General features: G+C 49.7%; 22 protein-coding genes and 1 rRNA gene. 14 read left to right on the top strand and 9 right to left on the bottom strand.

The window, feature by feature from the left end; translation table 11 throughout:
* Nucleotides 1-11 precede the first annotated feature (11 nt).
* Both kdpA and kdpF read right to left on the bottom strand, forming a co-directional pair.
* Complete coding sequence (kdpA, locus tag HZB31_00115) at nt 12-1814, bottom strand: potassium-transporting ATPase subunit KdpA (protein ID MBI5846358.1); 1803 nt, start codon at nt 1812-1814, stop codon at nt 12-14.
* Nucleotides 1811-1903, bottom strand: a complete 93-nt coding sequence (gene kdpF, locus HZB31_00110; protein MBI5846357.1) for a K(+)-transporting ATPase subunit F — start codon at nt 1901-1903, stop codon at nt 1811-1813. The genes kdpA and kdpF overlap by 4 nt, the downstream gene beginning before the upstream one ends.
* Nucleotides 1904-2369: 466 nt before the next feature.
* Here kdpF and HZB31_00105 point away from each other — a divergent pair, with 466 nt between their 5' ends.
* Nucleotides 2370-4181, top strand: coding sequence for an APC family permease (locus HZB31_00105; protein MBI5846356.1), 1812 nt, complete (start codon nt 2370-2372; stop codon nt 4179-4181).
* 42 nt (nt 4182-4223) lie between these two features.
* Here HZB31_00105 and HZB31_00100 read toward each other — a convergent pair whose 3' ends face one another.
* Nucleotides 4224-4511: a hypothetical protein gene (locus HZB31_00100; protein MBI5846355.1), complete on the bottom strand. Its 288-nt coding sequence runs from the start codon at nt 4509-4511 to the stop codon at nt 4224-4226.
* 53 nt (nt 4512-4564) lie between these two features.
* The gene (locus HZB31_00095; protein MBI5846354.1) at nt 4565-5509 is read right to left on the bottom strand and encodes a cation transporter; all 945 of its coding nucleotides are present in this window, start codon (nt 5507-5509) and stop codon (nt 4565-4567) included.
* 203 nt (nt 5510-5712) lie between these two features.
* On the opposite strand from HZB31_00095, the gene HZB31_00090 reads away from it, so the two are divergent.
* From HZB31_00090 to HZB31_00070, 5 genes are all read left to right on the top strand, one after another.
* Nucleotides 5713-6393: a YkgJ family cysteine cluster protein gene (locus HZB31_00090; protein ID MBI5846353.1), complete on the top strand. Its 681-nt coding sequence runs from the start codon at nt 5713-5715 to the stop codon at nt 6391-6393.
* Between the two features lie 8 nt (nt 6394-6401).
* On the top strand, nt 6402-7100 hold the full coding sequence (locus HZB31_00085) for a response regulator transcription factor (GenBank protein MBI5846352.1): 699 nt from the start codon (nt 6402-6404) through the stop codon (nt 7098-7100).
* Nucleotides 7093-8472: a HAMP domain-containing protein gene (locus HZB31_00080; protein ID MBI5846351.1), complete on the top strand. Its 1380-nt coding sequence runs from the start codon at nt 7093-7095 to the stop codon at nt 8470-8472. The genes HZB31_00085 and HZB31_00080 overlap by 8 nt, the downstream gene beginning before the upstream one ends.
* Before the next feature lie 124 nt (nt 8473-8596).
* Entirely contained in the window at nt 8597-8914 is a 318-nt protein-coding gene (locus tag HZB31_00075) for a cytochrome c3 family protein (protein MBI5846350.1), read from the top strand.
* Between the two features lie 192 nt (nt 8915-9106).
* Nucleotides 9107-9637 carry a DUF2238 domain-containing protein gene (locus HZB31_00070; GenBank protein MBI5846349.1) on the top strand — a complete coding sequence of 177 codons (531 nt, stop codon included), beginning with the start codon at nt 9107-9109 and terminating at the stop codon, nt 9635-9637.
* Here the strand turns inward: HZB31_00070 and HZB31_00065 are convergent, their stop codons facing one another.
* The 4 genes from HZB31_00065 to HZB31_00050 all read right to left on the bottom strand — a co-directional run bounded on the left by HZB31_00065 (nt 9638) and on the right by HZB31_00050 (nt 12926).
* Nucleotides 9638-10093 carry a YhcH/YjgK/YiaL family protein gene (locus HZB31_00065; protein ID MBI5846348.1) on the bottom strand — a complete coding sequence of 152 codons (456 nt, stop codon included), beginning with the start codon at nt 10091-10093 and terminating at the stop codon, nt 9638-9640.
* Nucleotides 10093-12249: an ATP-dependent RecD-like DNA helicase gene (locus HZB31_00060; protein ID MBI5846347.1), complete on the bottom strand. Its 2157-nt coding sequence runs from the start codon at nt 12247-12249 to the stop codon at nt 10093-10095. Before HZB31_00060 ends, HZB31_00065 begins: the two co-directional genes overlap by 1 nt.
* Nucleotides 12250-12399: 150 nt before the next feature.
* Nucleotides 12400-12588 (bottom strand): 4Fe-4S binding protein, encoded by a 189-nt coding sequence (locus HZB31_00055; protein MBI5846346.1) that lies wholly within the window; start codon nt 12586-12588, stop codon nt 12400-12402.
* A gap of 23 nt (nt 12589-12611) precedes the next feature.
* Nucleotides 12612-12926 (bottom strand): cupin domain-containing protein, encoded by a 315-nt coding sequence (locus tag HZB31_00050; protein MBI5846345.1) that lies wholly within the window; start codon nt 12924-12926, stop codon nt 12612-12614.
* An 81-nt stretch (nt 12927-13007) separates the two neighbouring features.
* Between HZB31_00050 and HZB31_00045 the strand changes: the two genes are divergently transcribed.
* The 7 genes from HZB31_00045 to HZB31_00015 all read left to right on the top strand — a co-directional run bounded on the left by HZB31_00045 (nt 13008) and on the right by HZB31_00015 (nt 20361).
* Nucleotides 13008-13595: a PilZ domain-containing protein gene (locus HZB31_00045; protein MBI5846344.1), complete on the top strand. Its 588-nt coding sequence runs from the start codon at nt 13008-13010 to the stop codon at nt 13593-13595.
* A gap of 57 nt (nt 13596-13652) precedes the next feature.
* On the top strand, nt 13653-14474 hold the full coding sequence (locus tag HZB31_00040) for a LuxR family transcriptional regulator (GenBank protein ID MBI5846343.1): 822 nt from the start codon (nt 13653-13655) through the stop codon (nt 14472-14474).
* 138 nt (nt 14475-14612) lie between these two features.
* A complete protein-coding gene (locus tag HZB31_00035; GenBank protein MBI5846342.1) occupies nt 14613-15335 on the top strand; it encodes a transglutaminase domain-containing protein in 723 nt (240 codons plus the stop codon).
* The gene (locus tag HZB31_00030; GenBank protein ID MBI5846341.1) at nt 15328-16605 is read left to right on the top strand and encodes a peptidase C11; all 1278 of its coding nucleotides are present in this window, start codon (nt 15328-15330) and stop codon (nt 16603-16605) included. The genes HZB31_00035 and HZB31_00030 overlap by 8 nt, the downstream gene beginning before the upstream one ends.
* A 104-nt stretch (nt 16606-16709) precedes the next feature.
* Nucleotides 16710-18386 carry a hypothetical protein gene (locus HZB31_00025; GenBank protein MBI5846340.1) on the top strand — a complete coding sequence of 559 codons (1677 nt, stop codon included), beginning with the start codon at nt 16710-16712 and terminating at the stop codon, nt 18384-18386.
* Nucleotides 18387-18522: 136 nt separating this feature from the next.
* Complete coding sequence (locus HZB31_00020) at nt 18523-19167, top strand: hypothetical protein (GenBank protein MBI5846339.1); 645 nt, start codon at nt 18523-18525, stop codon at nt 19165-19167.
* Between the two features lie 354 nt (nt 19168-19521).
* Nucleotides 19522-20361 (top strand): hypothetical protein, encoded by an 840-nt coding sequence (locus tag HZB31_00015; GenBank protein ID MBI5846338.1) that lies wholly within the window; start codon nt 19522-19524, stop codon nt 20359-20361.
* A 148-nt stretch (nt 20362-20509) separates the two neighbouring features.
* Here HZB31_00015 and tgt read toward each other — a convergent pair whose 3' ends face one another.
* Nucleotides 20510-21619, bottom strand: coding sequence for a tRNA guanosine(34) transglycosylase Tgt (gene tgt, locus HZB31_00010; GenBank protein MBI5846337.1), 1110 nt, complete (start codon nt 21617-21619; stop codon nt 20510-20512).
* A gap of 213 nt (nt 21620-21832) precedes the next feature.
* Here tgt and HZB31_00005 point away from each other — a divergent pair.
* Nucleotides 21833-22171: ribosomal RNA gene (locus tag HZB31_00005) — 16S ribosomal RNA — on the top strand; the annotation flags it as partial.

Genomic DNA, 22171 nt, shown 5'->3' with positions numbered 1-22171 from the left:
AGCCCTCCTTATTACTTATAGAGCGTCAGGTGCTCGGCTATCGGGCCCAGCGCAAGACCGGGAAGAAACGTCAGAGCACCAACGATAATAATTATGCCTGCAAGGAAAAAGACAAAAAGCGGCGTATGTGTCGGCAGAGTGCCTGCGCTCGGGGCCACATGTTTTTTTGAGGCCAGAGACCCAGCGATTGCAATTATCGGGACCATAACCCAAAACCTCCCGAAAAGCATCGCGATGCCTAACAATGTGTTATAAAACGGCGCATTTGCCGAGAGTCCTCCGAAGGCGCTGCCGTTGTTGTTACCTGCAGAGGAAAAGGCATACAAAATCTGTGAAAATCCATGCGGCCCAGGGTTCGAAACTCCGGCAACTCCCGCAGCTGTTATGGATGCTGCAGCTGTCCCGATTAAAACAGAGGCAGCAGGGATCAGGATCACAATGGCGGACATCTTCATTTCAAAGGCCTCGATCTTCTTGCCGAGGTATTCCGGAGTACGACCTACCATGAGGCCTGAAATAAAGACTGCTACCATTGCAAAGGCCAGCATCCCGTACAACCCTGAGCCCACACCCCCAAAAACAACCTCGCCCAACTGGATCAATATCATAGGCATCATTCCGCCGATTGGGCTGAAGGAGTCATGCATGGCATTAACCGAGCCGTTTGACGCGGCAGTCGTAGCTGTGGCCCAGAGCGCTGAATTCGCTATGCCAAAACGCACCTCTTTGCCTTCCATGTTGCCGCCTGACTGGAGAGTGCCCGTTGTCTGATCTACGCCTGCTTCTGTCAACAGAGGATTTCCCCTCTGCTCACTGGCGTACGTCAGCATCAGAAATGGGATAAGCAGCAACACCATGACAGCAAGCAAAGCCCACCCCTGTCTCTTGTCCCCGACCATTTCTCCAAAGGTAAAACAGAGGGCTGACGGGATTATAAGAATAGCGAGCATCTCCAGAAAATTCGAAAGAGGTGTCGGGTTTTCAAAAGGGTGGGCAGAGTTGACATTATAAAACCCGCCGCCGTTGGTACCTAACTGTTTGATCGCTATCTGGGATGCTGCAGGACCGAGCGGCAGTGTCTGCTCTGAGGCCTTTGCAGGCTCGGTTACCGGCTTCCCGTCTGCGCCTGTGACCGGCTTGCCGTCAGCATCCATCTTGGGATTGTCATAGATAATGGACTGAAGAAGCGGCACATTTTTATAGGGGCTGAAGTTCTGCACCACTCCCTGCGATACGAGCAGCACGGCTATGATAAGGCTTAGCGGCAGCAGTATGTAAAGTATAGAGCGCGTCATGTCGACCCAATAATTGCCTATCGTCCTGGCGCTTCTTCTCGTAAAGCTCCGGAGCAGGGCAACGAGTATCGCCATGCCCTGGGCAGCCGAAACAAAGTTCTGGACGGTCAGGCCTGTCATCTGCGTCAGGTAGCTCATGGTAGATTCTCCGCCATAAGACTGCCAGTTGGTGTTCGTAATAAAGCTGACCGCTGTATTAAAGGCAAGGTCCGGTGAAACCCCTGCAAAGCCCTGAGGGTTCAGCGGCAGTATCCCCTGTATACGCAGAATAAAATATAAAAGGAAGAAACAACCGATCTTAAAGACGATCGCTGCTCCTGCATAGGTCTTCCAGGGCATCTCATCCTCGGAACTTATGCCGAACATGCGATAGAGCAGCCGCTCGACAGGACCGAGGATGCGACTGGCCCAGAAAGACTCGCCCTGATACACCTTTGCCATGTACCTGCCGAGCGGTTTCACAAGGGCCCAAAGAACAATAAAGTATAGTCCGATCTGTATGATGCCATTTGCTGTCATGAGAATATCTCCGGCTTCATAAGCGCAACAGTAAGGTAAACAAGAAGCCCGAAGGCCACCATACCGCCTATCCAGTAAAAGATTTCCATAATATTGTCTCCTACACCTTTTCGAAGAGTTTCACCAGCAGACCGGTGAGAGCAAAAAAGACGATGATGATAACAAGATATAAACCATCCATGGTTTCACCTCCACTGGTTTCAGCCTATCACGAAAGAAAGCAAAACAGGCGTAAAGAAACTGACCGTCGGTGTAAAAATGTTGTAAAAAATTCCAGGACAAGCGTTGTTACCATTGACAGGTATGCGCATGCAGAGTTAGCATGCAATTAATACATGCAGCCGAAATTCATTGCTCATCGCTTCGATGGGCATGGATACGGGGGACCCAGAATTTGGGGCGTATTCCTGAACAAGGATAGGGCACTTCCAGGCCCGAGCCCGTCAGCTAACCTCGCAGGCATTTGGAAGGGCAACAGGCAGAAACACGGACCGCTGCTTTGCCGGCGGTTTTTTATTTTCTTCTTAGTTCGCCCGCTAAAAAAGGAGATAGGTTATGTCCATAAAAAGCTTTCTCATCGGCAGTCCGATCGAGACTATCAAGGAAAAGCACGAAAGACTGAGCAAGACAACGGGACTTGCAGTATTTTCCTCTGATGCGCTTTCATCAGTAGCGTACGGCCCCGAAGAAATCCTCATGGCTCTTGTCGTGGGTGGCTCTGCAATGGTGCATCTATCAATGCCTATTGCCACCGGGATTGTGATACTTATCGCAATCGTTGCCACATCATACTACCAGACTATCCATGCCTATCCCTCCGGCGGAGGAGCATACATAGTGGCCAAAGAGAACCTTGGCACCTATCCGGGCCTTGTAGCAGGTTCAGCACTTCTCATAGATTACGTTCTGACCGTTGCTGTTAGTATTTCGTCAGGTATAGCTGCCATCACCTCGGCATTTCCAGCGACACGGCAATATACGGTCACGATGTGCCTTGTTTCGATATTGCTCATCATGGTCATTAACCTTCGTGGGGTAAAGGAATCGGGAAAGGTGTTCGCGGTTCCGGTGTATCTTTTTGTGGGCGGGCTGTTGCTGCTGATAATCGCAAGCTTTACAAAGGCATTATCCTTCCCTCGTCCCCCTATGCCGGACATTGCAGCAGCAACAAATATAATTCCACTTTTTATAATCCTCAAGGCATTTGCGTCCGGTTGCGCAACACTGACCGGTATCGAAGCGGTCTCAAACGGCGTCAGGGCGTTTAAAGAACCAGAGGCAAAGAATGCAGGGATAACGCTTATCTGGATGGCGGTGATACTTGGAGTGCTTACCACAGGAATTGCTTACTATGCCGATTATTATAAGATAATCCCAAACGAGTCTGAGACCGTGCTTTCACAGCTTAGCCGCGCCATATTTACCAAAGGAGCAATTTATTATTTCATCCAATTTGCGACCTCAATAATTCTGATACTTGCCGCAAACACATCCTTTGCAGATTTTCCCAGGCTCTCATCAATTATGGCCGCAGACCGTTACCTGCCCCGTCAACTGAGCAATCGTGGTGACAAACTGGTTTTTTCAAACGGTATCCTTATCCTTGGGGCTTTTTCAGTCCTGCTCATTGTCCTGTTTGGCGGCGACACCCATGCCCTGATCCCTCTCTATGCTGTAGGGGTTTTCACAGCCTTCACCCTTTCACAGGCCGGCATGGTCATGCACTGGCTCAGAGAAAAAGGCGCAGGATGGATAAAAGGAATAATAATTAACGGACTGGGAACTGTAACAACGGGCGTCGTTCTGTTAGTCATTGCCGTTGAGAAGTTCGAGCACGGGGCCTGGATTGTTTTGGTGGCAATTCCGGCGCTGGTCTATTTGACCCGGAAGATACACGAGCATTATGTTGCAGTGGCTGAGCAGCTTTCTGTGACCGCCTGTCTGACGTCAGAAAATGTCTACAGCCACCATACGGTTATTATTCCTATCTCCGGAATTCAACAGGCTGTCATTAACGCCATTAAATATGGCAAGGTTTTATCTGATGATGTCACTGCCGTGTATGTGTACATAGACCCTATTGAGACACAGAAGGTGAGGGAGAAATGGGACACTCTCTGCATGGGAGTAAATCTCCAGATCCTGCATTCACCATACAGGTCTGTGACAGAACCGATCATAGACTACATCGAAAGCATACGCGAAAAATACCCTGAGGGTGTAATCACGGTGGTTCTGCCGGAATTTGTGCCAACGAGATGGTGGCACCACCTTCTGCACAACCAGACAGCGCTTTTTCTCAAGGGGATACTGCTCTTTAAAAAGGGAGTGGTCTCCACAAGTGTGCCGGTTCATTTAAGGAAATAACTATCGCTTGCAACAGGGGAAGGGAAAGAGGATCAACAGGGCTTATTCGAAACAGTCCATACTGCGCATCTTATGTATCTCGGTCTTCTTTCTGTCGCACCAGACATTGCCAAGCTGGAGCGCGCCGCCTGAGGGCAGAGTTATCTTGGCCCGCTTGCAGTCAACGCAGTGATGGATCTTCATACCGGGCATAGGCATGAAACAGTCCATCTGACGGTGTTTAGCCATCTGAATCTTGCGTTTACCGCACCAGATCGTGCCTGCTGAAGGCTTTTCTCCGGCCGGCTTGGTGTCATACCCGTATTTGCATATGCCGCAGGTATTTGTCATGCCTGAAGTATAAAAAGGAACCGGACTGCATAGCAAGCGACAGCACTCAAAGATTAGGGGATCGGGAGATTGTTATCCTGACGGGGACATTCGGAACGGTCCAGAGGTATGTCGTCCCAGGAGACAGGGTCATGTATTGATTCAAGATGCGTAAATACCGTCACATTCGGCAAGGCACTGCGGAGATCAGTCTCCATCTGTTCCAGAAGGTTGTGTCCCTTATCGACGGTCCAGTCACCCGGCACTAGCACATGAAAGGATACGAATTTTCGTGAACCGCCCTGCCGTGTCCGCAGCGCATGGCACTGGATATCCTCCCCGCAATACCGGTCCAGCACGCCCTGCACTATGCCGAGGTCTTCGATTGGCAGCGAAGCATCCATCAGCCCGAATACGGATTCACGGACAATGCGGACACCTGACCAGACAATATTGGCGGCGACAATAATGGCAACGATGGGGTCCAGGCGCTGCCATCCGGTAATGGCCACCAGACCAACGCCGACCAAAACACCGGCTGAGGTCCAGACGTCTGTCAGCAGGTGATGGGCATTGGCCTTCAGGGTGATTGAGTTATAGCTTTTTGCTGCCTTAAGCAGGATAAGTGCAACGAACAGGTTGACCAGTGAGGCAGCAACTGAGACGATGAGCCCCAGTCCGATCTGTTCAAGGGGTTTCGGCGTGATTAGGCGCTGCACGGCAGCAACGGCAATGCTGATTGCCGCTATCAGGATAAGAGCGCCTTCAACGCCGCTTGAAAAATACTCGGCCTTGCTATGGCCGTACGCGTGGTCTTCATCGGCGGGACGAGCCGCTACGGTGAGCATGGCAAGAGCCATAAGAGCGCCGGCCAGATTTACCAGCGATTCCATGGCATCTGACAGCAGTCCTACTGAGCCGGTCAACAGATATGCGGCAGTCTTCAGCGCCATCGTTAAGATGGCGGCGGCTATCGAAAGCCATGCAAACCGTGCAAGTGTCCCCCCCGGTTCGATCATCTTGTCTCCATTGTTTTCACCATGATACCTTACCGTAATTTCGTGAATAAATAAATATGGTACCCCTCTGCGATCAGACCGTGGTTCCGCTGCTCTGATTCCCCGCAGGAGGCGACTTGAAAAGAAGAAGTCTTGCTATAATAAGGCAAATAAATCAGACTTCGTGGTATGTTGTGATAGTACGGACTTGCGGTATTGATAAAGTGAAAAAAACGAGAAAGTCAGCAGATACTGAGATAAGGCGCTTTTGCGCTCCCGAAGACGAGGCGCGCTTTGCATGGCTTCCGATGCTCCTGGACGCCTACGAGATCATCGACAGAGGCATAGACATCGCCATAAAACGGGAAAAAAGAAAAACACTGAGAAGGACTGCATGCCGTGAAGGCTGTGGAGCCTGCTGTAAGACGCATACTGACATTCCGGTCTATCCGCTTGAACTCGCCGGCATATACTGGTATGCAATCGAAAAGATGACGGGGCAGATCAGGAACGTTCTTATTGAGCAGCTTGCAGGCCATGCGGGAAGACCTCCCTGCCCGTTTCTCATTGAGAATGCCTGTTCGATCTACCCTGTGCGTCCCGTTGCCTGCAGGCAGTTCATTGTTTTTACGAAACCGTGCGGCCAGGGCGAAGACCCTTTTCATACCAGGAGAGCAGATGTCCTGACGCCCCTGCCTGACTTTATTGACCGGGCATTTTTTGTCATGCTTCCGTTTTACGGTATCATAAAGGATTCAGAACGAACCCAGGCTGTCAGGAATAAGGTCCTCAACGCGAGGGCCGTGAACCTGCAGGAATATGACTGGAAGGCACTATCCGGAAAGATGGAGGACGTAAATGGTCCCTCAAGCCGGGGGAATAGAGACCGGATCCAGAGGGTATAATCAGGACTATGCAGACGATATTTGTCATTGAAGATGACAGGAAGATTTCAACGGTCGTGAAGGTCTATCTCGAGGAGGCCGGATTCAGAGTCCTGCAGTTCGAGAAGGGGAAGGAGGCAACGGCAGCGCTGCTGAAGCAGAAACCACTGCTGGTGATTCTTGATCTCATGCTCCCTGACACCAGCGGTGAGGAAGTCTGTCAGGAAATCAAGGAGAGCGGAGATATCCCGATCATCATGCTTACCTCAAAATCTTCCGAGGAGGAGCGCGTAGCAGGTTTTGCGCTCGGTGCCGATGATTACGTGGTGAAGCCCTTCAGCCCAAGGGAACTGGTCTACCGCGTTAAGGCGCTTCTGAAAAGGGCAAAGAAGGAAGACCTCAGTTCAGCAGAACCGATGAGTTTCAGCAATGGAAGCCTTTTGATCGACGGCCAGAGCTATGTGGTGAAGAAACACGGCACGTCGGTTGATATCACGCCGACCGAGTTTAAGGTTCTCTTCAGCCTTGCCTCAGCACCAGGAAAGGTTTTTACGCGCGAGGAGCTTGTTGATAGGGCCCTCGGATATCAGTTCGAGGGGTATGAGCGAAGCATTGACGCGCATATCAAAAACATCAGGCGCAAGATCGAGGATGATCCCAAAAACCCTGCCGTCATTCTTACCATTTATGGCGTGGGCTATCGCTTTTCGATCAAAAAAGATGTATAGACAGCTCTGGTTCAGGGTATTTCTTATCCTCATTTCCGTCTCCGCAATCGCCCTTTCATCTGCGCTTATTGTGCGGGAACTTATGGTGAGGGATTTCAGGGGCTATCTTGAGGGGGAGGTAGAGGACAGGGCATCGTGGATCACTACGTCACTTGAAAGCACGTTTGAAAAGTATGGCGTCTGGCCGAACGCCGAGATTATTGAAAACACGGTCTGGGCTCTTATGTTAGGCTTTGAGATGAAACTCTATGATGCAGACGGCTCCTTCGTGATCGATACGGACAGCGCAGTCAATATCCTTTCTCCCTATGTAAAAAAGCGGATCGTAGCCATATCAATCCTCAGATATAAAGATGAAGCGAGCAGTTTCCAGCCCCATGCACTTTTTCTTTCCGGCAAGGAGATCGGAAGGGTAGATCTGAGATTCCTGCGCAGCCAGAAGGAACTTTATTTTGTCAAACGTTCAAACAGGCTGCTCATTATCTCACTCCTTGGGATGGGCGGCGCAGCGGTGCTCTTAAGTATTATTTTTTCCAAAAGACTGACGACCCCCGTTGAGCAGCTTACCAGAGCGGTTGCTGCTATTGCGGAGGGTAATCTGAGCAGCAGGGTGGCAGCATCAAGCATTGACGAAATCAGCAGGCTTTCCGAGGCGTTCAATAAAATGGCCCATGCGCTTGAGGTCCAGGAGTCGCTCAGGAAAAAAATGACTTCAAACATTGCGCACGAACTCAGGACGCCGGTAAGCGCGATACGCGGCGAACTTGAAGGCATGATGGACGGTCTGATACCCCTTGATCAGGACCATATCCAGTCTCTTTATGGAGAGATCGGACGGTTCAAGGCCATTATCGAGGGGCTCGAAGAACTCTCTCTCGCAGAAGCCAGCAGTCTCAATCTTGACAGGCGGTCAATCAGTCTTGATATATTCCTTCGGAATATTATCGAGCGGTACCGTAAAATGTTCAGCGACAAGGGTGTGGAGCTGGTTCTTGACTGCAGGGAGGGGACCACGCTGTATGCCGATCCTGACCGACTGAGTCAGATCGTGATTAATCTCCTGAGCAATGCGCTCAAGGCAACTCAGCGGGGGGGAGTGGTGAAGGTCGGGGTGGAGTCCTGGATCGGGAATGAAACAAAAATGATTGCAGTCAAGGTCGAAGATACCGGCGAGGGGATAAAAAAAGAGGACCTGCCGTTTATCTTCGAACGGTTCTACAAGGCCAGTAGGGGAGGCCTCGGACTGGGGCTTGCAATTACGAAGGAACTGGTCCTGGCCCATGAAGGCACCATAACCGCATCGAGCGAATACGGCAATGGATCGACATTTACCGTAACACTGCCGGACAGACCTGCATTACTGAATTCATAATCCTTCATAATGCGGTCGCAGCTTATTCATAATTGCGTGGTATGGTATGGGCAGGAACAGACAAAGGCATGAGTAGACACAGGCGGCTTGGCCGCCCAATATTCCATAAGGAGGATCAGGAAAGATGAAGAAGACCGTATTGGCAGTAGTAGTTCTGGTGATCGTGGCATTTGTGGGGAGCGCACTTGCAGTGCCTCCGGGAAAGACCGTTGATTATGCGGGCGGCAGCGCAGGCAAGGTCGTGTTCGACGGCAAGACCCATGCTGACAAGGGCCTTAAGTGTAATGACTGCCACACCAAGATCTTTCAGATGAAGAAGGGTTCTGCAAAGATCACGATGGCAGAGATGAATGCAGCAAAGTTCTGCGGCGAGTGCCATAACGGCACCAAGGCCTTCAAGAGCAGCGATGCAGCAAACTGCGCAAAGTGCCATAAGAAGTAACCTCTCGGGAACACGGGAAAGGGCGGTCGTACATGCCGCCCTTTCCCGGTGTATACTCCTGGTGCGGTGCATTTTCATGAAGAGCAGGGTGCGGTTTTGACACGCGGGCGAATCCTGCTTCTGTCCGGACTTATCCTTTTCCTGCTTCTCCTCATCTCCGGAATCCGGCCGTTTGACCGTGCCACATGGCTTATGGAGGTCGCCCCTATTCTGATCGTGTGGCCTGTGCTTGCGGCGACCTATCGCCGCCTCCCGCTTACGTCATTGCTGTATGGCCTCATATTCGTCCATGCGATAATCCTGATGGCTGGCGGAGCATATACATACGCACGCGTACCCTTCGGCTTCTGGCTGCAGGACCTGCTGTCACTCAGCCGCAATCCTTACGACAAGATCGGCCACTTTGCACAGGGCCTTGTGCCGGCTCTTATTGCGCGGGAGATTTTTCTTCGTGGTTCTTACGTTTCGGGCCGAAAGATGGCAGCTTTTCTCTCAATATGTGTGGCCATGGCGATAAGCGCATGGTATGAACTGATCGAATGGTGGGCCGCTCTTGCACTTGGCCAGGGGGCAGAGGAATTCCTCGGCACCCAGGGAGATATGTGGGACACCCAGTCTGACATGTTTTTTGCGTTCCTCGGGGCATCGGCAGCCATTGCCCTATTAGCCCGTTTTCATGACCGACAGATAAAAAACGTGCAGAGAATGCGGATTAATACGTAACTATACCGGGATCTTGAAGACCACCTTTTTTACTCTTTCCCGCTGATCGGAACAGGAGAGCTGCGGCATATGGGCATCCTGCGGAAAGAATATCGCAAAATTGTTTGTATCCATCAGGATGAAATCTGCTGTGCCATCCACTTTGCCCAGATCTTTCTCTTCCTGATATCCCTGATCGTTGCAACGGTCCTTCCGGGCAATGCCGATCGTTTCCCTTCCCATAATGACGACCTGGATGTCTATGAATTTCCTGTGATACTCCAGAAATCCTTCACTCTCGGGCTTTGATGTATATTCACTGACCGAGGCAAAGGAGCCGCTGCCATTAATGTCATATGTCCCCGGCGGCAAAGCCGGCAGGGTGGTTTCATGGGTTTTCAGAAAGGCGAGAACGTCGGCAAAGTGAGGATGGAGGCAAAGGTATGCAGCGAAGTTATTCAGAGCATCACAGATCATCAGGATCCCTGCCTTCCCATAAGCCGTTCTTTCAGCTTTGTATATCTCTCCGACGGTTTGTTGTTTCTGATCGCGATGTTGACCGCCTTTTTCGTGCCGATCAGGATAACGAGCTTCTTGCCGCGGGTGACCGCAGTATAGAGGAGGTTCCTCTGGAGCAGCATGTAGTGCTGCGTCAGGACCGGCATGATCACCACAGGGTATTCGCTCCCCTGCGATTTATGCACGGAGATGGCATAGGCCAGTATCAGCTCGTCAAGTTCAGAGAAGTCGTACGCCACTGCCTTCCCGTCATAATCGACCATCACCTCCTGGTCTTCCCTGTTAATGGCAGCGATCCTGCCGATGTCGCCGTTAAACACATCCTTGTCATAGTTGTTCCGTATCTGCATCACCTTGTCCCTGACCTTGAAGACCCTTCCGCCCCGATGCAGTTCGTCAGCAGAATGATTAAGATGCTTCTGGAGCTCTGCATTGAGGTTCGATGCGCCAACAACACCCCGGTGCATGGGAGTGAGCACCTGTATGTCGTTTGCCGCGTCAAAACCGAATTTCTCCGGGACCTTCGTTGCGCAGAGTTCGATGATCTTTTCGAGCACCTTCTCAGGCTCCTCTATCTGGATAAAATAGAAGTCCTGATCTGCGTCCTGCTCAGCCTGCGTGAGCGGCATATCGCCCCGGTTGATGTGGTGGGCATTTACAATGATAAGGCTCTTCTGTGCCTGCCTGAAGATCTGGTTCAGCCTGATGCAGGGCACCTGTCTTGAATCAATGATATCCCTCAGAACGTTGCCCGCGCCGACTGAGGGCAGCTGGTCAATATCGCCCACAAGGATAAGTGTTGCCTGCTTCGGCACTGCCTTCAGCAGATGATACATAAGCACGGTGTCGACCATGGAAGTCTCATCGATCACGATCAGGTCTGCATTAAGCGGGTTCTGCTCGGTCCTCTTGAACCCGCCCTCATTTTTCGGGCTGTACTCGAGCAGGCGGTGAATGGTCTTTGCCTCATGGCCTGTTGCCTCTGACATTCGCTTGGCTGCCCTTCCGGTAGGGGCTGCAAGCAGGATGCTCATGCCCGAGAGCGCATGCAGCGTGATGATCGCCTTGATAATGGTCGTCTTACCTGTGCCCGGTCCGCCGGTGATCACCATCACCTTTGCATCAAGGGATTCGATGATCGCCTTTGCCTGGTTTTCGGCAAGCCTTATATGCAGGCTCTTCTGCACGGTCTCAAGGGCCTTGTCACGATCTGCCATAAAGAGTCTGCGCTGGGTCCTGTTCAGTTCCCTGAGGTTTTCGGCAATGCCTTTTTCAGCGACATGGAACTCTGCCAGGTACACAGCCCCGTCTTCAATGACGATCCTCTTTTCTGCGGCAATGGATGCAATCGCTTCTTTTATGATCTCGGTCCTGATGTTCAGGATCTCACGGCATTCTTCAACAAGCCCGTCATGCGGATAGTAGACATGGCCGTTCAGCGCAAACTGCTGGAGCACGTACAGGATGCCGGCCTCTGCGCGCATCGGAGAGTCTTTTGGAATGCCCAGTTTCGTCGCAATGACGTCCGCTGTCCTGAAACCGATGCCGAAGATGTCTGTTGCAAGCCGGTAAGGGTTCTCTTTTACGACTGCTATGGAGGTCTTGCCGTATTGGCGGTAGATCTTTGAGGCGTACGCAGAACTGACATCATGGCTCTGAAGAAAAAGCATTACGTCGCGGACCTCTCTCTGCTCCTGCCATGCTGCCCTGATCATATCGAGCTTCTTTTCTCCGATGCCTTCGACCTCTCTTAACCGCTGGGGCTGATGCTCGATAATGTCGAGGGTTTCGATGCCGAACTTTTCGATAAGCCGTTTAGCCATGACCGGCCCTACTCCCTTGATCAGGCCGGAACCGAGATATTTTTCGATGCCATGCAGGGTGGCAGGGGCAACGACCTCGCAGGAGGTGAACTTGAACTGCTCGCCGAATTTCGGGTGCCTGTCCCAAGCTCCGATGACCTTGACGACTTCCCCCGGAGATACAGAGAAAAGACTGCCGACGATCGTGACCAGGTCCCGCTGTCCTTTGACCTTTATCTTTGCGATGGTGAAGTGGTTTTCCTCGCTATGGAAGGTGATGCGCTCAAGCTGGCCCTGGAGTTCAATCGGCATGGTCTATTCTACAATAAAAATCCTGCTGAGCATTATAGGCGTTTTCATGCTGCTGCGGCTGAAACATGTTTCGGAAAAAGGATATTCTGTGAATAAGTGGGGGCGGGGGGAAAAAAGAGGGGAAGACAGGCTTCCCCTCTTCTCAGAATGCTACATTTCTTTTACTTCGATGCACTTGTCAGGGCAGACTTCTACGCAGCTCATGCAGCCGACGCATTCCCCTGCCTGAAAAGGGTCAGTCTTGCCGTTAGAACCCATCTGATAGACCTGAACAGGGCAGATGTTTACACATTCTCCGCAGCCGGTGCAGCAATCCATGTTGACATTAACTAAATACATTACAGCCTCCTTAAAAAAGTGGTTTAATCGACAGGTGTTACCACTGCCATAACTACAAGCCTGCTCCCCTTGTCAGCCTTAAACCCGTGCGGTATCATGGGATCGCAGAGAAGACAGGTCTTTTCGTCCGCGTCAACTTCTTCTTCTCCTATGATAAACGTTCCCCTGCCTTCAACGCAATACATTAGCAGCCTCATTGGTGCCTTATGCGGTTTCAATTCCTGCCCCGGCTCCAGGCACATGAGTGCAACGCGCATTTCAGGCTTTTCAGCCAGCATTTCCCTGCCGATCTTGTCCGGATAAAACGTAATGAGTTTTTTGAGATCAAGTATTTCCATGGTATCCTCCTTTTCTGATATTATTGCATGGCACAGGCCGAAAGGCTATGACTCAAATCATACGGGACTGAATAATAAAGAATGAAACACTTTCACCTAATAGAGACGACCCCAAACGGGCTCAGGACCGTCAAGACCTTTTTTGAGGATATGAATGCCGACTACAAGGTCTTCAGTTCAGTCAATGAGGCGCTCAATGCCGCTGAAGTGCCTGACATGGTGGTTCTTCTTGCCCAGAAGGACGAGGAGGATTACCGGAGGGATATTGCTGCCCTGTTGTCAGACCGTGTCTATGGAAAGGTCCCGAGGGTTGCGGTCCTTCCGATAAGTCTTTCCATGAAAAGGAAGTCGGCATCCGTAATCAACGGCGAGGTTGAGTTCCCTCTGCCTGTGGACAAGGTCAAATTCCTCTCCGAGGTCGCTTCGTGTCTGGACATTCCGCAGCGCAGGGCTTTTCAGATCATCATTACAATCGTGACCCCTGAGAGCAATCTTCAATACTCCGGCATGTCGATAGATTTCAGTGAGACGGGCATGGGGTTTGAGAGCAGGGCTGATTTTTCTCTTGGACAATCTGTCAAAACGTCGTTTGTGACTCCCGGGACAAAGACCAGACTCTCGCTGCAGGGAGAGGTGGCAAGAAAGGTGCCGGCAGGCTTGACACGCTGACTGTTTTCCCCTATATTTTTTCTATTCTGAAAGATATTGGGGGGATTTCGATGGTGCATGGGAAGCAGCGGGGTGACTGTCCCGCAGGCTCAGGAGCTGCAGCCGCTAAAATCAGAAGGCCTCATCCCGGACGGCAGACCGCTTAAGAAGTTCCTCTCAAAAGACGACGCCCTCTCTCTCCTTGAAATCATGGATGCAAGCATTATGTGTAAAGAGGAGGGCGACCTCAAAGACCTGCTCACCTATTTCGGGAAACTCTTTGGGGCTGAATTTTCCTGCTGTCTGCTTGCTGCCCTTGATCAGGATGACCGTATCGCATCCGTTGATATGTTAAATGCAAACTTCCCTTCCGGCTGGCTTGACCGCTATGTCTCCAGGGGCTATCTCCATACTGATCCTGTGGCAACAGAACATTTCAGGAATTATGCGGTGCAGTTCTGGGAAAGAACCTACAGAACATATCCTCCGTCTTCTGCGCTGCTCCGCCATTCAGCCGAATTTGGCCTGAGCAGGGGATATGCATGCGGTGCACGATGCTATAACGGAGAAAAGGCCGGAAGTCTCTTTTATTTTTCGGGTGACTCGATCGAAGAGCACAGCCGCACAGAGGCCATACTGCAATACTCGGTAACGTTCCTGCATGAGGCGCTTGCGAAAATAGTCCGTGCTTCCTCTTTGAAATCGAAAAATATCCTTACGCTGAGGGAGCGGGAAATATTAGGCTGCATGCGGGAAGGCAAGACCGACAGGGAAGTCGCCTCAAGCCTCGTGATCTCGGTGCATACCGTAAAATTCCATATGAAGAACATCCTCTATAAACTCAACGCCTCAAGCAGATGTCACGCCTTGTCAATCGCTCTTCAGAAGAATTATCTATAAACCTCTTTACCTGCCCTTTTGAGTAGGTCACATTCCCTATCTCAATATGGTAAAAAATAATGCCGGTTAAAAATAAAGAGCTATTCCGGCGAATCTTATACCATTCATCTACGTCAACAGCAGGGAGAGGGCTGAGGCATGGGGTTTACCTGGGACGGCGAGCGCATTGTACAGGACACTGCAATTGAGAAAAAAAGGTTTATCATCGGCGAAAAGAAATCTATTACTGCCGACATAAGAGAATGGATATCCTTCGAAGACAACATCATCATGAAGGAGATCCTGAAAGACCTCAGGGCAGACTGCGGACTCCCCTCCACTAAAAACCCCGGTGACTTTGACAAGCGGGCCAGGGTCATCTGGCAATTCGCTGCCGAAAGCATTACCTATGTCTACGACACCACGAAATACAAAAAGGCCGACTTCTGGCTCTTTCCTCCTGAGACCTATCAGATAAGGAAGGGCGATTGCGAAGACGGGAGCTTCCTTCTGGCAAGCCTGCTGATCGCAGCCGGCATAAGCCCTTTTTGTGTGCGGGTCGTGCTTGGAGAGGTCTTTGACGAAAAGAGCAAATCTCTTGGCGGCCACTGCTGGCCTCTGTACAAAAATGAGCTTGGCAGATGGTGCATCCTCGAAAGCACCCTCGATGCAATTCCTGCTTTGATGCCTGAGGCTGATATGCTCGCTGAATTGGGCCGGTCTTTCCGCTACGTTCCTTACTACTGCTTTAACAACTACCACCTCTGGGAGATCCAGCCCACTGATATAGACGATCAGAAGGGCGCAAACATCGGTAAATATTTCAGGGCAAGAAAGAACCGGGTGAATATGAAAATGTTTAAAGGGAGGGGACATGGCTGAGAAAAAGGCGGACTGGACGGTTATGGTATATCTTGCAGGGGACAACAACCTGGACGGCGCCGGCGTTGGGGACCTCCTGGAGATGAAGAAGGTCGGATCGAAAAACGGGCTGAATATCATTGCCCAGTTCGACAGGATAGGGAAAAAGGGGACAACGAAACGATACGCTATAAAGCCGGCAGGAGAGCTTGGGGCAGATGTTGTTCAGGATCTGGGTGAGACCAACACAGGTGACCCGAAGGTGCTGACCGACTTTATTCTCTGGGCCGCAGAGAAGTATCCTGCCGAGCATTATCTGGTTGTGATATGGAACCACGGAGCAGGCTGGGACGATGAAAACATTTACCGCCTGGCCCGCAGCATAAAGATGGAAATCAGCCGCAAGGGTAAATCGATATCAGATACTAACTTTGGCGCAAAAGGCACGATCCCTTTTGGGCTGATGCGTTCAGTCTCAAGCCGTCGCATGCGCAGGGCGGTCTTCAGCACGTCCATTGAAAAAGCGCTGACTACCAGGGCGATTGCCTTTGACGATGACGCAAGGGATTTTCTGGACAATATCGAACTGAAGAAGGTCTTCAGCTCAGTCATTGCAAAGCTCGGCAGGAAGATCGATATCATAGGCATGGACGCCTGCCTTATGAACATGGTTGAGGTCCAGTATCAGCTGAAAGATACGGCCCTCTATTGCGTTGGCTCTGAAGAGGTCGAACCCGGAGACGGCTGGCCCTATGACACAGTGCTTGCAGCCCTTGCTGCAAAACCCTCGATGACGCCTGAGGCAGTCTCGAAGATGATCGTCGATAAATACCTCAAATCCTATAAGGCCTCAGACAGTGTGACCCAGTCAGCCTGTGACATCACAAAGTCTCCGCAGGTGGCAGCAGCAATCGACGGGCTTGCAAAGGCGCTTATAAAGGGATGCGCCTCAGCTGCGGTCAAGATGGCAGTTATCCTGGCCCGCTCACAAGCACAGGCATATTACACACCCGAATACGTAGACCTCGTTGATTTTTGCGGCTTATTAAAACAGGGTTATGCCAACAAAGAGATCAAGGCAGCCTGCGCTACGGTTGTCGATGCCCTCACGAATAACGGCATGATCGTAACGTCAGGCTTTAAGGGCGTAGCCGTAAAAAACTCCCACGGCCTGTCGATCTATTTCCCGACAAAGAAGATCTCGCCTCTTTATGCAAAGCTCGATTTTGTGAGAAAGACGAAATGGGGAGAGTTTTTGAAGGTATATGTCGGGATGATGGGGAAGAGATGAGAGGGGATGACTCCTCATATGTGTGAAGAATACAGAGTAACTGAATGCTGACCAAGCTGACTATTTGAAGCCTGCCAGTAGTTATTCTATTAATCAGGAGGATTGTGATTGGAAAGCGGTTAATCAGATTGTTTTGTCTATTGACGATTGCTATTGGCACATTTATATGTGCTCAGTCCTCTATCTCCTGGGCGGCTTCTGCTATTTCATGGGAAATCCAAAATCGGTTTCGCATTATTGACGGTTATTATGATGAAGATGCATTTGTGAGGCAGTTGAGGCGGTTTATTAGAGATGCAGAGGGGCGAAGCCGGTATCCTTCATTCGGAGAACAAATGCCAAGATCGAAGTGGTCCTCCAAAGATACCAGTTATCAGTCTGGCTATTCACACATACCGGAATCGTGGCTAATTAAGATATCACTATCTGGCAAGTTGAGTGAGCGCTCTCGGTTTTGTGAGTGGAGATTGGATGGAGATCTCTTGTCAAATTCTTCTTGTGAGACATGGACATCTTCCTTTACATCGAAACCAACTACCGTGGCTGTAATTGTAAGAGATAAGTCCAATAATATTATTGCTAATGATTCTATAATAATCCAACCATCAGATTTATTGGTCGTGTCCCTTGGAGATTCTTTTGCCTCTGGTGAAGGTGCTCCTGAGGTCAGCGTTGGTTATGAACCTAACCTGGACATAATGTCTGCTCCCTCGTATAGGCCTGCCAGATGGACGGACCATTTGTGCCACCGTTCCCTATTGTCAGGTCATTCTTTAACTGCGCTTGCATTGGCCCGACAGAATAAACATCAGTCCGTGACATTTCTTTCTTTTGCCTGCTCTGGTGCCGAAATAGCAGGTCAAGGTAAAGGTGTAAACGGCGATTTGGATCCAACAGACCCCGGTGACGGCGGCCTGCTTTCTCCATATATTGGCAGAGAGACTCCGAGACAAGTCAGGGTTTCTTTTGAATCTGCTAACGCAACAGAGGAAGCGCCCTTGTTGCCTGAAACTGCGCACTTATTATCGGCACAGATAGAAGCAGCTCACAATGCTCTTTGTATGCAGCAGACTGCTGATACCAGGTCTTGTAGCGGAGAGCATAGGCAGCCTGATATCGTGCTCTTGTCGATCGGAGGAAATGATGTCCTCTTTGGCCCTGTAATAAAGGATTTAATCGTGAGAAGGTGCGATGCAGGCTCTTCGTGTATCAAGGATGTGCAAAACAATCTTAAAAAAAGGTTTTCTTTGTTGCCATTACATTACGAGCAGCTGAAAAATCACTTGCAGAAACTCAATGCGAGGCGGGTCTTGATTACTACGTATCCAGACCCGACTCAGGATGAAAACGGACAGCTTTGTGATGACAAGAAAACTGGGTTAGGTCGAACTGCCGTCGGACTTAGCATACCATTCCTACCGTATCTGGTGGGTCTTGATAAAGCAGAGTATTTATTTGCACGCGATTCCTTATTGAAGCCGCTTAATCAGGCAATAAGAGACATAAAGGACGATAAGTGGTCAGTTGTTGATGTGAGCAAAACATTTCATGGCAAGGGAATATGCAGTTCCAGATCATGGTTTAATACCGTATGGGGGTCATACAAAAGACAAGGTCTTACAGGTAATGTGGAGGATACAATTGATGGCAGAGTAAGTAAGGGCTCAGTGCCAGCTGGCGCTGCTCACCCTAATATATTTGGTTATTGTGGGTATGCAAGAGAATTAACTAGAGCGATTCAGGGTAAGTCTGTTTTTGTGCCTGGCTGTGATGGTATATAGATACCAAAGCACATGGAACGCTATGGTCCGGTCTACGCATATGACATTTAAGACGAGGTTTATATTATATTGCTCAATGTGTACCGACTCTACATGTTTCTTGTGAACAGAAAATGATTATAAAGGAGAAGGCATAATGGATAAGCCGACTTTAACGTCTGTGTTTGACTATAGGGCGCTGAGGCTGCTGATGGGTTTGATCGCATTTTCGCTTCCGATCGTGGTCAGCCTGATCGCGCCAGAGCGTCTCACATCCATCAGTGCATCGTACTATTCAAATGCGCGGGACGTCTTTGTCGGATTGCTTTTTGTGGTTGGCTCGTTCCTCTTTGCCTATAACGGCCATACCGAGAGCGAGTCGGCCTCAAGCAAGGTTGCTTCGATTGCAGCGGTGTTCGTGGCGATCTGTCCCACATCCTGCGATGGGTGCCCCCGCTCTTTCAATTCGTTGATCCATTATGTAGCTGCCGCGGTGCTTTTTTCGATCCTTGCGTACTTCTGCTTCATCCCATTCAGGCAGGACATCAAGGGGCTTGGCGGGAAAAAGGCACGGAGAAGCGGCATATACCTGATCTCCGGGGTGACCATGATAGGATGCATGGTTGTCATATCCACTGCTCACTTTCTGCTCTCGCCAGAGACGATGGACAGGTTCCGGATTACCTACTATGGGGAGGCGATTGCACTTATGGCATTCGGGGTTGCCTGGATCGCATCGGGGAAATTCTTCCGGTTGATTGCGGATGATGATGAGTTGTATTATCTGTTCGGGGGAAAGTAACTCTGATATGGGGTAGATATGCAATTAGCACTGCGGAGCGCGGGAAAACCATTAGGGACAGGGCTACACATATGGCAGTCAAGGCAAAATATATATTAGGTTGTGTAAGGTGTTGTCCTGACCATACATGTTTCTTATCGAAAATTGGCGATGATATGCATATGCCTGTAAGGTTCGGCTTTACTGAGAAGGTGCTGATGAAGATTGTGAGGATGACTAAAGGCAAATGAAAATCGGATATGAAGTTGCGGTTTCTTACTTATCGAAATATCAGGGAACTGCTCTGGAATAGCATAGATTATTAGATGCTTGTATTTGATATTGAATACCTAAGATAAATGCAAGATGTATTAAATGAATAACGAATTTCTGAAACAGACCCTCAAGGCATTAGAACATACAGATATGGCAATACATTTCCCTGAAATACGTGAAGTTATCATTGAAAAAGATAAAAGAGAGATCCATATTGCTCTAATAGCAAGCTCCGGGGGCTTTCGTCTTAAGGACAACATCTTGCTACAGATAATGGTTTTTTTTACTTTGCTGGACGCCTATGTGGATTTGCATTCTCCCCACTTGGAAGGAAAAGGCTTTGCAACAAAGTATAAGTCATTACCAATCGCCGATGACTTAAATATAATGACAAAGGAAATCTACAGGCTTCTACGAATATTAAGGAATGCTTCTATTCACTCAAGAACTGCAATAACCCATAATAATACTAAAATTGAAGCTGTTTCTTCAGATTCACGACTAGAGCTGGAAATCAAGGGACTCGATCTCATTTACACATTTGTCCTTCTTTTGCTGGAGGGTGATCATACAATAGCGGCATACAAGACTGCTCTTCTACGAACATATTACGACGACATCGGACAGGCGTTAATATCAGTACAAGACACGTTTGGCGATCGGTTGACTTCTGTTTCTGCTGGACCACGCTTGAAACGAGGCGTTAGGTATAGACTCCAAAATGCATCTTTTCAAATGAAAGAAAGTGGAAGATATATTACAATAAAAAAGGAAGATATAAAAGGTGCAGAAGCTAGTTGGGCTGATTATGATTACGTATTCACAATTTCTGATGTAGTCTTCATGATACCAAATGAAATACTTACAGAACCAAGTGAAATACTTGTTGCTGACTTAAGTAAGTGGCGCTACAATCCTGCATATCCCCCATCGAACTAATTGAATGTCAGAATCACAACCAATTAAGAACCCAAATTGTTTATCCTATGGCTCTCGGCAGGCGAAGTAGCCCCCGTTTAAACTAGACACAGGTGCCCCTAAGATATCAGCCAAAAAGGTTCCTGAAGTCTCTTTACCCCTGTTTGAGTTAATCCTCTGTCCGATCCCGCCCAAATATTCCATTCCATTTCCTCTTAAACTCCCCAAATCTCCCCTGCTCGATCGAGGCCCGCATCTGCCTGAAGAAATCCTGATAAAAATAGAGATTATGGAGCGAGTTCAGTCTCATCGAAAGGATCTCGCGCGAAAGGAAGAGATGGCGGAGATATCCCCGTGAATAGTTCCTGCAGGTGTAGCAGCCGCATTCAGGGTCAAGGGGGCCGTTATCGAATTTGAACTCCTGCCGCTTGATGCTGAGCCTGCCCTGACTGGTAAAAAGCGAACCGTTTCTGGCATTGCGTGTGGGCATAACGCAGTCAAACATATCAAAGCCCGCATCGACCGCTGCAAGCATATCTACAAAATCACCGATGCCCATGAGATAGCGCGGCCTGTCCGCCGGAAGCAGGGGGGCGTTGAAATAGATGATCTCATGCATCTCTTCCTTTGGCTCGCCCACGCTGACGCCGCCGACTGCGTATCCGTCAAATCCGATAGTGAGCATATCTTCGGTGCTTCTTTTTCTTAAGTCCTTGTACATGCCGCCCTGAATAATGCCGAAAAGGGCCTGGCCTTCATTTTGATGGTCTTTGCATTCACGGGCCCATCTGCTGGTCACCCCGATTGACTTGGCAGCGTATTCATGTGTGGCCGGATAGGGGATGCATTCATCAAATGCCATTGCAATATCAGAACCGAGTACGCCCTGTATCGTCATCGCCTCAACAGGGCCGATGAAATGGAGAGACCCGTCAATATGCGACCTAAACTGCACGCCGTGCTCTTCTATCTTTCTGAACGATGACAGACTGAAGACCTGAAATCCTCCGCTGTCAGTAAGGATCGGGCGGTCCCAGTTCATGAATTTGTGCAGCCTTCCCAAAGCGGTGATCACATCAAGGCCAGGCCGCAGATAAAGGTGATAGGTATTGCCAAGAATGATTTCTGCCCCCAGCTCTTTCAGTTCATCAGAGGACATTGCCTTTACCGTGCCGATCGTGCCGACAGGCATAAATGCAGGCGTATGAATGATGCCTCTCCCTGTTTTGAGCTCTGCCCTGCGCCTTATTCCGTCCCCTGCAATGATCCTGAATTCCATGACTTTACTTTTCTCCTGCGAATCTGTTTTAATAGCAACGTATTATACGGGAAACGCAGTAGCAGCGATAGCAACCAACTGCATTAAAAATTTCCTCGTTAGTCTCTTGACAAAATTAAATTGATTTGTCTAAGATACTCACTCGCTCTTTGAGAACTGAAAAAGGTGCGTAGCGTACCGTTGATTGAAAAATTGAGTTTAAGAGAAACCAGCATCAAATGAGAGTTTGATCCTGGCTCAGAACGAACGCTGGCGGCGTGCCTAACACATGCAAGTCGAACGGAGTTAACAAGCAGCACTAAGCGTTTAGCATTAAGCTATTGGCTTATGGCTGTAAGGTAATGAAGCGTTTTTTTGCTTTATGGCTGAAAGCTTATCGCTGAGAGCTTAGTGCTGTTTGTTAACTTAGTGGCGGACGGGTGAGTAACACGTAGGTAACCAACCCTGAAGCGGGGGACAACATCGGGAAACCGGTGCTAATACCGCATAAGACCACGAACTGGGATGTTAGTGGTAAAAGCAGCAATGCACTTCAGGCTGGGCCTGCGGCCT

The organism is Nitrospirota bacterium (genome assembly GCA_016235245.1).
Classification (GTDB): Bacteria; Nitrospirota; Thermodesulfovibrionia; order Thermodesulfovibrionales; family UBA6898; genus UBA6898.
Note: the sequence above shows the minus strand (reverse complement) of the source record. Positions and strands in the feature narration are given on the sequence as shown.